Annotated in this window: 12 protein-coding genes; 8 read left to right on the forward strand and 4 right to left on the reverse strand. The window is 60.5% G+C overall.

The annotated features are described in order from the left end of the window. The first annotated feature begins 83 nt into the window (after window positions 1-83). The gene (locus ACW9HW_RS03930; RefSeq protein ID WP_457398481.1) at window positions 84-1229 is read left to right on the forward strand and encodes an MFS transporter; all 1146 of its coding nucleotides are present in this window, start codon (window positions 84-86) and stop codon (window positions 1227-1229) included. Here the strand turns inward: ACW9HW_RS03930 and ACW9HW_RS03935 are convergent. Together ACW9HW_RS03935 and ACW9HW_RS03940 are read right to left on the reverse strand one after the other, a co-directional pair. Further along, window positions 1226-2794, reverse strand: coding sequence for a phospholipase D family protein (locus ACW9HW_RS03935; protein ID WP_457398484.1), 1569 nt, complete (start codon window positions 2792-2794; stop codon window positions 1226-1228). The genes ACW9HW_RS03930 and ACW9HW_RS03935 overlap by 4 nt on opposite strands. A 57-nt stretch (window positions 2795-2851) precedes the next feature. Continuing rightward, window positions 2852-4285, reverse strand: a complete 1434-nt coding sequence (locus ACW9HW_RS03940; RefSeq protein ID WP_457398487.1) for an aminotransferase-like domain-containing protein — start codon at window positions 4283-4285, stop codon at window positions 2852-2854. 179 nt (window positions 4286-4464) lie between these two features. Here ACW9HW_RS03940 and ACW9HW_RS03945 point away from each other — a divergent pair, with 179 nt between their 5' ends. Beyond that, window positions 4465-4710 (forward strand): DUF1127 domain-containing protein, encoded by a 246-nt coding sequence (locus ACW9HW_RS03945; RefSeq protein WP_095194413.1) that lies wholly within the window; start codon window positions 4465-4467, stop codon window positions 4708-4710. Between the two features lie 143 nt (window positions 4711-4853). Here ACW9HW_RS03945 and ACW9HW_RS03950 read toward each other — a convergent pair whose 3' ends face one another. Further along, the gene (locus ACW9HW_RS03950) at window positions 4854-6146 is read right to left on the reverse strand and encodes an NAD(P)/FAD-dependent oxidoreductase (RefSeq protein ID WP_457398490.1); all 1293 of its coding nucleotides are present in this window, start codon (window positions 6144-6146) and stop codon (window positions 4854-4856) included. Between the two features lie 148 nt (window positions 6147-6294). On the opposite strand from ACW9HW_RS03950, the gene ACW9HW_RS03955 reads away from it, so the two are divergent. Then, window positions 6295-6648 carry a YkgJ family cysteine cluster protein gene (locus ACW9HW_RS03955; RefSeq protein ID WP_095194411.1) on the forward strand — a complete coding sequence of 118 codons (354 nt, stop codon included), beginning with the start codon at window positions 6295-6297 and terminating at the stop codon, window positions 6646-6648. Window positions 6649-6789: 141 nt separating this feature from the next. Here ACW9HW_RS03955 and ACW9HW_RS03960 read toward each other — a convergent pair whose 3' ends face one another. Then, window positions 6790-7278, reverse strand: a complete 489-nt coding sequence (locus ACW9HW_RS03960; RefSeq protein WP_095194410.1) for an Lrp/AsnC ligand binding domain-containing protein — start codon at window positions 7276-7278, stop codon at window positions 6790-6792. 157 nt (window positions 7279-7435) lie between these two features. Here ACW9HW_RS03960 and dadA point away from each other — a divergent pair, with 157 nt between their 5' ends. From dadA to ACW9HW_RS03985, 5 genes are all read left to right on the forward strand, one after another. Continuing rightward, window positions 7436-8740, forward strand: a complete 1305-nt coding sequence (gene dadA, locus ACW9HW_RS03965; protein WP_095194648.1) for a D-amino acid dehydrogenase — start codon at window positions 7436-7438, stop codon at window positions 8738-8740. Between the two features lie 133 nt (window positions 8741-8873). Continuing rightward, window positions 8874-9947, forward strand: coding sequence for an alanine racemase (alr, locus tag ACW9HW_RS03970; RefSeq protein WP_457398494.1), 1074 nt, complete (start codon window positions 8874-8876; stop codon window positions 9945-9947). 128 nt (window positions 9948-10075) lie between these two features. After that, window positions 10076-10624 (forward strand): cupin domain-containing protein, encoded by a 549-nt coding sequence (locus ACW9HW_RS03975; RefSeq protein ID WP_007947433.1) that lies wholly within the window; start codon window positions 10076-10078, stop codon window positions 10622-10624. Window positions 10625-10806: 182 nt separating this feature from the next. Beyond that, window positions 10807-11220: a c-type cytochrome gene (locus ACW9HW_RS03980; RefSeq protein WP_095194409.1), complete on the forward strand. Its 414-nt coding sequence runs from the start codon at window positions 10807-10809 to the stop codon at window positions 11218-11220. 281 nt (window positions 11221-11501) lie between these two features. Next, window positions 11502-13424: an acetyl-CoA hydrolase/transferase C-terminal domain-containing protein gene (locus tag ACW9HW_RS03985; RefSeq protein WP_457398497.1), complete on the forward strand. Its 1923-nt coding sequence runs from the start codon at window positions 11502-11504 to the stop codon at window positions 13422-13424. Window positions 13425-13427 lie beyond the last annotated feature (3 nt).

Raw genomic sequence — 13427 nt, forward strand, 5'->3', positions numbered from 1 at the left:
TGAATGTTGCTCCGTCTTCGCGAGCAGGCTCGCTCCCACAGTGTTTTGTGTTGTGCATAAAATTATCCACAGGAGCGTGGAACATGCGTTGGGCGACGTATTTCGCCGTGTTGGCGTCTGTCTTGAGTGTCGGCCTGGCCCTGGGTGTCAGCATGCCGCTGGTGTCGTTTCGCCTGGAAAGCTGGGGTTACGGCTCGTTTGCCATTGGTGTGATGGCGGCGATGCCGGCCATTGGCGTTCTACTGGGGGCGAAGATCTCCAGTCATCTGGCGGCACGTCTCGGCACGGCCAATCTGATGCGCCTGTGCCTGTGGGGCGGGGCGGTGTCCATCGGTTTGCTGGCGTTGATGCCGAGCTATCCGATCTGGCTGGTGCTGCGCTTGATGATCGGCGTAGTGCTAACCCTGGTGTTCATCCTTGGCGAAAGCTGGATCAATCAACTGGTGGTCGAAGAATGGCGCGGACGGCTGGTGGCGCTCTACGGCAGCAGCTACGCGCTGAGTCAATTGGCCGGGCCGATTCTGCTGGGTGTCCTGGGCACCGAGCACGATTATGGCTTCTGGGTCGGGGTCGGTTTGCTGGTGGCGGCACCGTTTCTGTTGTTGGGCCGCAGTGGCGCGCCCGGCAGCGAGGCCTGCAGCGTGACCTTCGGTGATTTGCTGACGTTCTGTCGTGGCTTGCCGGCGATTGCCTGGGCAGTGTCGCTGTTCGCGGCGTTCGAAGCGATGATCCTGACATTGCTGCCGGTGTACTGCCTGCGCCAGGGGTTCACCACGGAAATCGCCTTGGCGATGGTCAGTACGGTGGTGGTGGGGGATGCCTTGCTGCAATTGCCGATCGGTGCGCTGGCGGATCGCATGTCGCGTCGTGCATTGTTCACGTGGTGTGCGATGGTTTTGCTGGTATCGAGTCTGGCGATTCCATTGCTGATCGACACGCTGCTGATCTGGCCGTTGTGGGTGCTGTTCGGCGCCAGTGCCGGCGGTTTGTTTACCTTGTCCCTGATCCTGATCGGCGAGCGTTATCGTGACGATGCGCTGGTTCGGGCCAATGCACACATCGCGCAACTGTGGGGCATCGGTTGCCTGCTCGGGCCGTTGATCGCCGGTGCCGGCAGCCAGTGGATCAGCGGGCATGCGTTGCCGTTGCTGATGGCGGCAGGTGCGTTTGGCCTGGTGATACTTGTGTCGCGCCAGGGAGCGTTTGGCGCGGTTGCCGAACCGGCTTAAAGCATTTGCTCGAGCCCCACCGTGTCGCTCAGCCAGGCATTGAAGCGCCGCCACCAACTGCCTGGTTCCTTGGTCAGGGTGTGCATTTTGCCATCGTCTTCGGTGGTCCAGACGACTTGACCATTCTCCAGCCGCGCTTCATAACTCAGGGACGGCGCCATGCCTTCCAACGCCAGTTCGCGGACGCGGGCCGCCAGTTCCGGGCTGTCCACCAGCACCCCGACTTCGGTGTTCCACAGTACCGAACGCGGGTCGAAGTTGAATGAGCCGATGAAGGACTTCTGCTGGTCGAAGATGATCGCCTTGCTGTGCAGGCTGGAATCGGATTCGCCATAGGATCGTCGCGAAAACAGGCGAGGTCCGCTGCCGCTTTCGTCGCCGGGCTGGCGGCGCAATTCATAGAGTTGCACGCCATGCTCCAGCAGGGCCTTGCGATACGGTGCATAGCCGCCATGCACCGCCGGTACGTCGGTGGCTTCCAGTGAGTTTGTCAGCAATCGCACCGATACGCCGGAATCGGCACGGCCGGTCAGGTACACCAGCCCCGGCTGGCCCGGCACGAAGTAAGCCGAGACCATCACCAGCTCTTTGCTGACGCCGTTGAGTTCGGGTGCCAACTGGGTGGTCAGCAGCAACTGCGGGTCTGGCTCGCCGTCCGCCAGTACCTTGCTCGGCGCATCCCACAACGCCTGGTTCCAGGCCCAGATCAGCTCCTTGCGCCAGATATCCAGGCGCGGGTCGGTGGCAAACTTCATCAACTGTTGAAACAGCGCGTGGTTCTGTTTGCGAGACTCCTCCAGGGATTCTTCCAGTCGCGTGCGGGTGTTTTTCAGGTCCTGTGCGGTCGGTTTGCTCGACAGGAACTGCTCGACCGGCTTGCTCAAGGCGCTGTTCCAGTACTGGTCGAAACTGTGACCCAGTTGCTCGGCAACGGGGCCGACGCCGAGTATGTCGATATCCGTGAAATTCAGATTCGGCTCGGCATCGAAATACTCATCCCCCAGATTTCGCCCGCCGACGATAGCCATGCTGTTGTCCGCCAGCCACAGTTTGTTGTGCATGCGCCGGTGTTGTTGCGACAGGTTGAACAGGCGGCCCATGGTGCGCGTCACGCCGGTGCTGCGCCCCAGATGCAGGGGGTTGAACACGCGAATCTGAATCTGTGGATGTGCCGCAAGGGTGGCGATGGTGCGGTCCAGGCCGTCGCTGGTGGTGTCATCGAGGAGAATGCGCACCCTCACACCGCGGTCGGCGGCCTTGAGCAGTTCCTCTACCAGCATTCGCGTGCTGACGCCGTCATGGACGATGTAGTACTGCAGATCGAGGCTGCCTTGGGCGTTGCGGATCAGTTCGGCGCGGGCGGTGAAGGCTTCGGTGCTGTCGGACAGCAGCCGAAAGCCGGATTTCCCTTCATGGGGGGCCGCCTGGGCCTGGACTGAGCGGCCGAATGCCGAAGCGCTCGCCGGCAGCGCCTGGCTCGGTTGGCGCTGCACATCGAAACTGGCGCAGCCGCCAAGGAACGAAGCAAGTAACACCAGAGCAAGCAGGGGCTGTCTGACTCTCACGTGGGATCGTTCCGATTGGCGGGTGTTGGCATATGGACGCTGGACTCTTCAGAAAGGTCAGTCGGTCAGCCAGTCGGTTTCCGCCAGCAGCTTGATGGCGGCGGCACCGACCTTGCGCACGGCTTCTTCAATCTGTGCCGTTGGTTTGGCAGCGTAGTTCATACGCAGACAGTTACGGTACTTGCCCGAAGCGGAAAATATGCTGCCCACGGCAATCTGTACGCCCTGATCGTGCAAGGCGCGATTCAGTCTCAGGGTGTCAAAGCCTTCAGGCAGTTCAACCCACAACATGAAACTGCCTTGCGGGCGGCTGGCGCGAGTGCCAGCGGGGAAATAGCGGGTGACCCAATCGATCATCGCGTCGCGATTGCGTTGGTATTGCGTGCGCATCCGCCGCAAATGTGGTTCGAAGTGACCACCCTTGAGGAACTCGGCGATGGCAATCTGCGGTTGTGGCGCGGTGGAGCCGGTGCTGATGTATTTCATGTGCAGCACGCGTTCCAGATAGCGACCGGGTGCGACCCAGCCAATGCGCAGGCCGGGGGCAAGGGTCTTGGAAAATGAACTGCAGAGCAGGACGCGGCCGTCTTCGTCGAAGGATTTGATCGTGCGTGGGCGCGGGTAGGTGTAGGCCAATTCGCCATACACATCGTCTTCGATGATCGCCACGTCGAAACGCTGTGCGAGCATCAACAACGCGCGTTTGCGCGACTCCGGCATGATGTAGCCCAGCGGGTTGTTGCAGTTGGGCGTCAACTGTATGGCCTTGATCGGCCATTGTTCCAGGGCCAGTTCAAGTGCATCGAGGCTGATCCCGGTGAGCGGGTCGGTAGGGATTTCCAGGGCTTTCATGCCCAGGCCCTTGAGGGTTTGCATGGCGCCATGAAAGCTCGGCGAGTCCACGGCCACGATATCCCCCGGTTCGCAGATGGAGCGGATGCTGGTAGATAAAGCTTCGTGGCAGCCGGTCGTAACCACCAGGTCACCGGGGCTCAGCTGGCAACCGGAATCGAGCATCAGCCGGGCGATCTGTACACGCAGTTCGAGGTTGCCGTGAATGTTGTCGTAATACAGGCCAGGCATGTCTTGCCGACGACTGAGCTGCGCCAGGCCGCGTAGCAGGGGCTTGAGGGTGGGGGTGGTGATGTCCGGCATACCGCGACCCAATTGCACCACATCCTTGCGCGGCACCGCGCGAATCAACTCCAGCACCTGATCCCATTGTGAGATATCCACAGGCCGCTGCGCCGGGCGACCCACCGCCGGCAGCTCCGGTAATTGGCGACTCACCGGCACGAAATACCCGGATTTAGGCCTTGGCGTGGCCAGTCCGCTGTCTTCCAGCACGCGGTAGGCCTGCTGCACCGTACTCAGGCTGACGCCATGTTCGACGCTCAGCGCCCGTACCGACGGCAGCCGGTCGCCGGGGCGATAGAAGCCCTGTTCGATACGCGTGCCGAGCAGTTCAGCGAGGTTGACGTAAAGGGTCATGGCGCAGTCTCGAGGCAAGTGATTCGGCTAACCAGTACAGATGGGTGAAAAAACCAGGATTCAGAGCCTGAAGTGAACAATCTGTATGGAAATAATACAGATGCGTTGGATCTGTAATGGTTTTCGCCGTCCACGCATCATGAAAGCTCTGGCTACCCAAGTAAACAGGAGCATTCAAAATGAACGGCTTGAGCGATGTGCGGCTGACGTTACACAGTCAGGAACTGGCGGCAGGGCAAGATAACGATGCACGCGAGGCGGACATGCGCAACGCGCCGTCCGGCCTGAGTCGTTGGGGTCTGTTCTGGCATCGTCTGCACACGCGCAAGGCGTTGCTGACGCTGACATCCGAGCAGCTCAAGGATGTCGGGCTGACCCGTGAGCAGGCGCGGGAGGAGGGGTTGAAGCCCTTTTGGCGAATCTGATAGCAATGTGTTCTTCAGCTCCATTCGCGAGCAGGCTCGCTCCCGCAGGAGATCATCTGTATGCACACTATCTGTGAGCGACAGAGATCAATGGTGGGAGCGAGCCTGCTCGCGAAGACGTCCGCTAGAACGCCACAAAACGTTCAAACCAACTCTTTAAACCGATGCCACAACATCCCCAAGGCCAATAACGGCGAGCGCAAATGCCGGCCGCCCGGAAAGGTAATGTGCGGCACCTTGGCAAACAGATCGAAACCACTGCTCTGTTGCCCGCTGATGGCCTCGGCCAGCAACTTGCCGGCCAGATGCGTGGCATTCACGCCATGCCCGGAATAAGCCTGGGCGTAGTACACGTTCGGCTGGTCCTTGAGGCGGCCGATTTGCGGCAGGCGGTTGGCGCCGATGCCGATCATGCCGCCCCATTGATAATCGATCTTCACGTCGCCCAATTGCGGAAAAACATCCAGCATCTTTGGTCGCATATAGGCCGCGATGTCTTTCGGGTCCCGTCCCGAGTAATGGCAGGCACCGCCGAACAGCAAGCGGCGGTCCGCCGAGAGTCGATAGTAATCCAGCGCCACCCGTTGATCGCAGACCGCCATGTTCTGCGGCAGTAGCGAGTGCGCCAGTTCTTCGCTCAAAGGCTCGGTGGCGATGATGTAGCTGCCGGCGGGCAGTACCTTGCCGCTGAGTTCGGGGTTGAGTTCGTTGAGGTAGGCATTACAGCCCAGTACCAATGTCTTGGCGCGGACCGTGCCTTGGGCGGTATGCACCTTGACCTCGGAACCGTAATCGATGCGGGTGACGGCTGACTGTTCGAACAGCCTGGCGCCCAGTTGCTGTGCCGCGGCGGCTTCGCCCAGCGCCAGGTTCAGTGGATGCAAGTGCCCGGAGCCCATGTCGATCAGGCCGCCCACGTAACGGTCGGACCCCACCACGGTGTGCATTTCATGGGGTTGCAGCAGGCGGGTTTCGTAGCGATAACCCAGATTGCGCAGTTCTTCGGCGTCCTCGGCAAAACCTTCGAGGTCGCGGGGCTTGTTGGCCAGGTCGCAATAACCCCAGGTCAGGTCACAGGGGATCTGAAAATGCTCGACTCGCTGTCGGACGATTTCCACCGCTTCCAGGCCCATGAGTTTCATCTGACGCACGCCGTCGGCGCCGATAACGTTGGTGAACTGATCAAGGCCGTGGCCGACCCCGCGAATCAGCTGTCCGCCGTTGCGCCCGCTGGCGCCCCAACCGATTTTATGGGCTTCGAGCAGCGCCACGCCGAGGCCGCGTTCTGCCAGTTCCAGCGCCGTATTCAGCCCCGAAAACCCGCCGCCAACCACGCACACGTCGGCCAGCACTTCGCCTTGGAGCATCGGATAATCCGGCTGCGGCAGGCTGCTGGCGGCGTAATAGGAGGCAGTGTGCTGGGCACGGGCGTTCATGCGCGTCATCCTGATTCTTGTGTTTAGAAAACTTGACGGAGCATAAGCCGGACCTTTGCGCATGGGCAACATTGGTCGGTTGCCGCTGTCTGGATCGCGGCTTTTGCCTCAGAATTGCGCTCTATCTTGATATTTGGTCGTCGCCTCAATGAGCTGTAACAGTCAGAAAATTCGCACACTGCGCCAGCAGATCCCCTCCTTCGAGTGCGTGCCCGGCTGTCACGACTGCTGCGGCCCGGTGACCACCTCGCCGGAAGAAATGTCGCGGCTGCCGCGAAAGACCCGGGCCGAGCAGGAAGCGGCAATGGACGAACTCAACTGCGTCCATCTCGGGCCGAACGGCTGTACCGTGTATGACGAGCGGCCGTTGATCTGCCGGTTGTTCGGCACTACCCAGACCTTGCCGTGCCCCAATGGGCGGCGGCCGGTGGAGTTGATTCACCCGCGAGTGGAGAAGCAGGTATTCGAGTACATGGCGAGTAACCGGCAAGTTCTCGTTTAACAGTCAGACCGGATCGGCTGCTTTCGCGAGCAGGCTCGCTCCCGCGGTTGATCTTCAGTGGCCACAAAACCCCGGTACGACACGAACCCATTGTGGGAGCGAGCCTGCTCGCGAAGGCGACCGAACAGGCGCTGTAAAACCTCAATCCGGAATCGGCAAGCTCAAGCTCTCCTTGACCTCTTCCATCACGATGTAGCTCTTGGATTCGCGCACATGGGGCAGCTTGAGCAGGATGTCGCCCAGCAGCTTGCGGTACGAGGCCATCTCGGAAATCCGCGCTTTCACCAGATAGTCGAAATCCCCTGATACCAAGTGGCATTCCAGCACATGGGGCAGTTTCAGCACCGCACGTCGGAACTCTTCGAAGGTGTCACCGGATTTGTAGTCCAGGCTGATCTCGACGAACACCAGCAGACTCCCCTTGAGGTGCTGCGGGTTGAGCCGCGCGTTGTAGCCCATGATGATCCCTTCGCGCTCCAGGCGCCGGACCCGCTCGGTGCAGGGCGTGGTCGATAGCCCGACCTTTTCCCCAAGCTCGGTGAAAGAGATGCGCCCGTCCGCTTGCAGGATCCGCAGGATGCTGCGGTCGATCTTGTCCAGCTCACGTTTGGTTTGAGTGTTGGTACGCATAGGGGATGCGCCTCCGTGAAAAGGGTTTTTGCCGAGAATTGTCGCCAAATATAGGCGCTTATATAGTGAAAATCACTGACCAATCTTTTTTACACTGCGCACATCTAAAGCTCTGAACTACACACGTCAGCGGTCAGCCGCGATGAGGGATATGAAAATGCGCGTTATGGTCTTGGGTAGCGGCGTCATCGGTACCACCAGTGCTTATTACCTGGCGCGTGCCGGGTTTGAAGTGGTGGTAGTCGACCGGCAGCCGGCTGCTGCCATGGAGACCAGTTTCGCCAACGCCGGCCAGGTGTCGCCGGGTTATGCCTCGCCCTGGGCCGCGCCGGGTGTGCCGCTCAAAGCCATCAAGTGGCTGCTGCAGCGTCACGCGCCGCTGGCGATCAAGGCTACCGCCGATATCGATCAATACCTGTGGATGGCGCAGATGCTGCGTAATTGCACCGCCAGCCGTTACGCGGTGAACAAGGAGCGCATGGTCCGTCTGTCCGAGTACAGCCGTGACTGCCTCGACGAACTGCGCGCCGAAACCGGTATCGCCTACGAAGGCCGCAGCCTCGGTACGACCCAGCTGTTCCGCACCCAGGCTCAGCTTGATGGCGCCGCGAAAGACATCGCCGTGCTGAAGGAGTCCGGCGTGCCGTTCGAATTGCTCGACCGCGAAGGCATTGCCCGCGTCGAGCCGGCCCTGGCCAGCGTCACCGATATCCTCGCCGGTGCCCTGCGCCTGCCGAACGACCAGACCGGCGACTGCCAGATGTTCACGACCAAGCTCGCTGAAATGGCCGCGAAACTCGGTGTGCAGTTCCGTTTCGGCCAGGACATTCAGCGCCTCGACTTCGCCGGTGATCGCATCAACGGCGTGTGGATCGACGGCAAGCTGGAAACCGCTGACCGCTACGTGCTGGCACTGGGCAGCTATTCGCCACAATTGCTCAAGCCGCTGGGTATCAAGGCGCCGGTGTACCCGCTCAAGGGCTACTCCCTGACCGTGCCGATCACCAACCCGGCGATGGCCCCGACCTCGACCATTCTCGACGAGACCTTCAAGGTCGCGATCACCCGTTTCGACAACCGCATCCGCGTCGGCGGCATGGCGGAGATTGCCGGTTTTGACCTGTCGCTGAACCCGCGTCGACGCGAAACCCTGGAGATGATCGTCAACGACCTTTATCCTCAGGGCGGCGATCTGGCCCAGGCAAGTTTCTGGACCGGCCTGCGTCCGACCACTCCGGATGGCACCCCTATCGTGGGCGCCACCCCGTTCAAGAACCTGTTCCTGAACACCGGTCACGGCACGCTTGGCTGGACCATGGCCTGTGGTTCCGGTCGCTTGCTGGCTGACCTGATGGCGAAGAGAAAACCGCAGATCAGCGCCGAAGGCCTGGATATTTCCCGTTACGGCAACAAGCAACAGGAATCCGCAAAGCACGTTAATCCAGCGCCAGCTCACCAGTGAGTGCATGAGCTGTCGCGGGTAACCGCCTTGCCTTGAGCCAGTCAGAAAGATCCCTCTCCCGGTGCTGTTGGCGGTTAACGCCGCCAGCCAGCGCCGGTTTTTCTTCCAAACGACCGACCAGAAGTCTGCCGCCATGCGTCCTGCCCGTGCCCTGATCGACCTTCAAGCTCTTCGTCACAACTACCGGATTGCCCGTGAGGTCACGGGAGCCCGCGCCCTCGCGGTGATCAAGGCCGATGCTTACGGTCATGGCGCGGTGCGCTGCGCCCAGGCGCTCGAAGCCGAGGCGGATGGCTTTGCCGTGGCCTGTATCGAAGAGGCTCTGGAACTGCGCGCCGCCGGTATTCGAGCGCCGGTTTTGCTGCTGGAAGGTTTTTTCGAAACCGACGAACTGTCGCTGATCGTCGAGCATGACTTCTGGTGCGTGGTGCATTCGCTGTGGCAGCTCGAAGCGATCGAAAAAGCGCCACTGAGCAAACCGATCACGGTCTGGCTCAAGCTCGATTCGGGCATGCACCGGGTGGGGCTGCATCCGAAGGATTATCAATCGGCCTATCAACGGCTGCTGGCCAGCGGCAAAGTGGCGAAGATTGTGCTGATGAGCCACTTCGCCCGTGCCGATGAGTTGAACTGCCAGGCCAGTGCCGAGCAGGTCGCGGTGTTCGAAGCAGCGCGTCAGGGCCTGTCGGCTGAGGTCAGCCTGCGCAATTCGCCGGCGGTGCTGGGTTGGCCGCAGATTCCGAGTGATTGGGTGCGCCCGGGCATCATGCTTTACGGCGCCACGCCTTTCGAAGAAGCCAATGCCGTGGCTTCGCGCCTGCAGCCGGTGATGACCCTCGAATCGAAGGTGATCAGCGTGCGTGAACTGCCGGCCGGCGAGCCGATCGGCTATGGCGCGAAATTCATCACCCAGAAGCCGATGCGCGTTGGGGTGGTGGCGATGGGGTACGCCGATGGCTACCCGCGGCTGGCACCGACCGGTACGCCGGTCCTGGTGGCCGGGCAACGCAGCCAGTTGATCGGCCGGGTATCGATGGACATGCTGTGCGTCGATCTGACCGATATTCCCCAGGCTGGCCTCGGCTCGACGGTGGAGTTGTGGGGCAAAAACATCCTGGCCAGCGACGTGGCCATGGCCGCCGGCACGATTCCTTATCAGATCTTCTGCAACCTGCGTCGGGTGCCAATGCTCTATTCCGGGAGTTGACGGCAAGCGAGCCGGACCGAAAGTCGCCTCACTGAACAGGATTCAGGTCAAAGTGTTGTAAATACTGAACGCTGTCGCCATGATAACGCTCAATATTCCAACAATCTGAATCCCTGGAGGCGCAAGCTTTGGACGTCGGTGAACGACTGCAATCGATCCGTAAGCTCAAAGGTCTTTCCCAGCGTGAACTCGCCAAACGCGCGGGCGTCACCAACAGCACCATTTCGATGATCGAGAAGAACAGTGTCAGCCCCTCGATCAGTTCGCTGAGGAAAGTGTTGGGCGGCATTCCCATGTCCATGGTCGAGTTCTTTTCCGAAGAGATCCTGCAGGAAAAACCGACTCAGATCGTCTACAAGGCTAACGAGCTGATCGATATTTCCGATGGTGCGGTGACCATGAAGCTGGTCGGCCGGGCTCATCCGAGCCGGGCTATCGCGTTCCTCAATGAAATCTACCCGCCAGGCGCCGACACCGGCGACGAGATGCTCACCCACGAAGGTGAGGAAACCGGAATTCTGGTGGAAGGTCGGCTGGAGTTGGTGGTCGGCCTCGAAACATTTGTGCTCGAAGCCGGCGATAGCTACTACTTTGAAAGTACCAAGCCGCACCGTTTCCGTAATCCGTTCGATGCGCCGGCGCGACTAATCAGCGCAGCTACACCCGCGAATTTCTAAGAAAAGAGGCGCCCTGCCAGCATGGCCGAGGCACCCGAGCTGTTTTTCCGTTGCGCAATAAGACCCCTTCGACTTTGGGGTTGTTTCAGTGTCGCGGGCTTACCGCTATACTTGCGCCCGCCTGCGAACCGTGGCCGCAGGCGTGAATAGCCACCATTGAGGGTGAACGCGTGAACCTAATTATGAAAATGCTGGCCGCACCAGCAACCGTACTGGCCCTCTGGGCTGTCAGCGCTCAAGCTGCGACCAACGACGAGATTGCCAAACGCCTTGAGCCAGTCGGCCAGGTCTGTGTTCAGGGTAAAGAGTGCAAAGGCATGGAAGTCGCCGCTGCTGCCGGCGGTGGTGGCGGTGCCAAGGCGCCTAAAGATGTGATTGCCAAGCATTGCAATGCTTGCCACGGCACCGGCCTGTTGGGCGCGCCGAAAATCGGCGACAAGGCAGCCTGGAAAGAGCGCGCCGATCACCAGGGCGGCCTCGACGGCATCCTGGCCAAAGCCATTACCGGTGTCAACGCGATGCCGCCTAAAGGCACCTGCGCCGACTGCTCCGATGACGAGCTCAAAGGTGCCATCAAAGAGATGTCTGGCCTGTAACAAGCCTGCCTCTTTCACAAAAAAGCCGCTTATAAGCGGTTTTTTTGTGCCTGCGATTTCGTTAAACGCCACTGATCCCTGTAGGAGCGAGCTCGCGAAAAACCTTCTTGCACCTCGTTCCATCAGGTTATGCGCGTCATCGTTGACGACCATCGCGAGCGAGCTCGCTCCTACAGGAGGGGGGACTGCGGCGACGGTTTGGCATTAACAGGCTGTTCATTGCAGCAAAGACCCGGCAAGCTCGGTCCAACCCCAGTTCATGGAATGTAAGGGAGGATCGAATGGTGCAGCTGTGTTCTATCGAGCAAGCGGTCGATGAGGTGTTGGCGAGATTGCCGGCGCATATTCACATGGGTCTGCCCCTGGGCCTGGGCAAACCCAACCATTTCGTCAACGCACTGTATCGACGCGTCGCGCTATTGCCCCAACGGCAGCTGACGATCTACACCGCGCTGTGCCTGGGGCGACCTGCATTGGGCGATGGCTTGCAGAAGCGCTTTCTTGAACCGTTCATTGACCAGGTCTTCGGTGATTATCCCGAGCTGGATTTCCTCGCCGACCTGCACCGCGACAGCCTGCCGGGCAATGTTCATATCCAGCAGTTTTTCATGCAGCCCGGTAGCCTGCTCAACAGTCCTGCGGCGCAGCAGGATTATGTCAGCAGCAACTACAGCCATGCGGCCCGGGACATCAACGCTGCGGGCTTGAACCTGGTGGCGCAACTGGTGGCCAGTCATGCCGAGCATCCCGACCGCTTGAGCCTGAGCTGCAACCCGGACATCACCCTCGACCTGTTGCCGATGATCGCCAAGCGCCGAGCCGCCGGGGAGACCATCCTGATGGTCGGCCAGGTGCACAACGACTTGCCCTACATGCCCGGTGACGCCGAAGTCGGTATCGACACTTTCGATGTGCTGATCGACGAGAAAGACCACACCACGCTGTTTTCCACGCCGAACATGCCGGTGGGGTTCCAGGATCATTTCATCGGTTTGCACGCCAGTACGCTGGTGCGCGATGGCGGCACGCTACAGATCGGCATCGGCGCCATGGGTGATGCGCTGACGGCGGCGTTGCTGGCACGCCAGGCGGATAACGATGGTTACCAGGCATTGCTCGCGGACGTGGATCTGAGCCCATGGGCGCAACTGATCGAGCGTGAAGGCGGCCTCGACCCCTTTGCCAAGGGCCTGTATGGCTGCAGCGAAATGTTCGTCAACGGCCTGTTGGTACTGGCCGATGCCGGGATCGTGCGGCGCAAGGTCTATCCGGACGTGCCGACCCAACAACAGGCGAATGCCGGCACCCTCGATGAAGCGGCGCAGACCGATGGCATCTCGGTGCATGGCGGTTTCTTCCTCGGACCGCGCAGTTTCTATGAGCGCTTGCGCGAGTTGCCGCAGAACAAGCGGCTCGAATTCAACATGACCCGCATCAGCTACATCAACGAACTCTATGGCCAGGAAGAGCTCAAGCGGTTGCAGCGCCTCGATGCACGGTTCATCAACACGGCCTTCACCATGACCCTGCTTGGCGCCGGCGTGGCAGATCAGCTCGAAGACGGGCGAGTGCTCAGCGGCGTCGGCGGGCAATACAACTTTGTTGCGCAGGGGCATGCGCTGCAAGGCGCGCGCTCGGTGTTGCTGCTGCGCAGCTGGCGCGAGTCGGGCGGGGATGTCAGTTCAAACATCGTCTGGGAGTACGGCCACTGCACGATCCCACGGCATCTGCGGGACATCGTGGTCACCGAGTACGGCATCGCCGATCTTCGCGGCAAGACCGATGCAGCGGTGATCGAAGCGCTGTTGAACATCAGCGACTCACGCTTTCAGCCGGGTTTGATCGAACAGGCGCAAAAGGTCGGCAAATTGCCCGGGGATTTCCGTCTCGATCCGCGCTTCACCGACAACCGTCCGCAACGCTTGCAGGCGATCCAGGGGCAGCATGCGCAGTTGTTTGCGGAGTATCCGTTGGGTTGTGATTTCACGGAGGTGGAGCGCGATCTGCTGCGGGCGCTGAACTGGCTGAAGAGCAAGTTCAAGCTGAGCGAGATACTGGAATTGGGCAAGGCTGCGCTGGATGCGCCGCCGGCTGAGGCGTTTCCCGAGCATCTGGAGCGGATGCAGCTGAGCAAGCCTGAAGGGCTGAAAGAGGATTTGTTTCAGCGATTGCTGCTGACGGGCCTGAAAGCCACCGCGCAGTAACGG

The sequence above is a fragment of the Pseudomonas sp. SDO5532_S415 genome (assembly GCF_054071155.1).

Coding starts and splice junctions, on each gene's coding strand:
- ACW9HW_RS03960 (WP_095194410.1), bottom strand. CDS start 7,278: ATGCGTACCAACACTCAAACCAAACGTGAGCTGGACAAGATCGACCGC.
- ACW9HW_RS03985 (WP_457398497.1), top strand. CDS start 11,502: ATGGTGCAGCTGTGTTCTATCGAGCAAGCGGTCGATGAGGTGTTGGCG.
- ACW9HW_RS03955 (WP_095194411.1), top strand. CDS start 6,295: ATGAGCTGTAACAGTCAGAAAATTCGCACACTGCGCCAGCAGATCCCC.
- ACW9HW_RS03945 (WP_095194413.1), top strand. CDS start 4,465: ATGAACGGCTTGAGCGATGTGCGGCTGACGTTACACAGTCAGGAACTG.
- ACW9HW_RS03980 (WP_095194409.1), top strand. CDS start 10,807: ATGAAAATGCTGGCCGCACCAGCAACCGTACTGGCCCTCTGGGCTGTC.
- ACW9HW_RS03950 (WP_457398490.1), bottom strand. CDS start 6,146: ATGAACGCCCGTGCCCAGCACACTGCCTCCTATTACGCCGCCAGCAGC.
- dadA (WP_095194648.1), top strand. CDS start 7,436: ATGCGCGTTATGGTCTTGGGTAGCGGCGTCATCGGTACCACCAGTGCT.
- alr (WP_457398494.1), top strand. CDS start 8,874: ATGCGTCCTGCCCGTGCCCTGATCGACCTTCAAGCTCTTCGTCACAAC.
- ACW9HW_RS03940 (WP_457398487.1), bottom strand. CDS start 4,285: ATGACCCTTTACGTCAACCTCGCTGAACTGCTCGGCACGCGTATCGAA.
- ACW9HW_RS03930 (WP_457398481.1), top strand. CDS start 84: ATGCGTTGGGCGACGTATTTCGCCGTGTTGGCGTCTGTCTTGAGTGTC.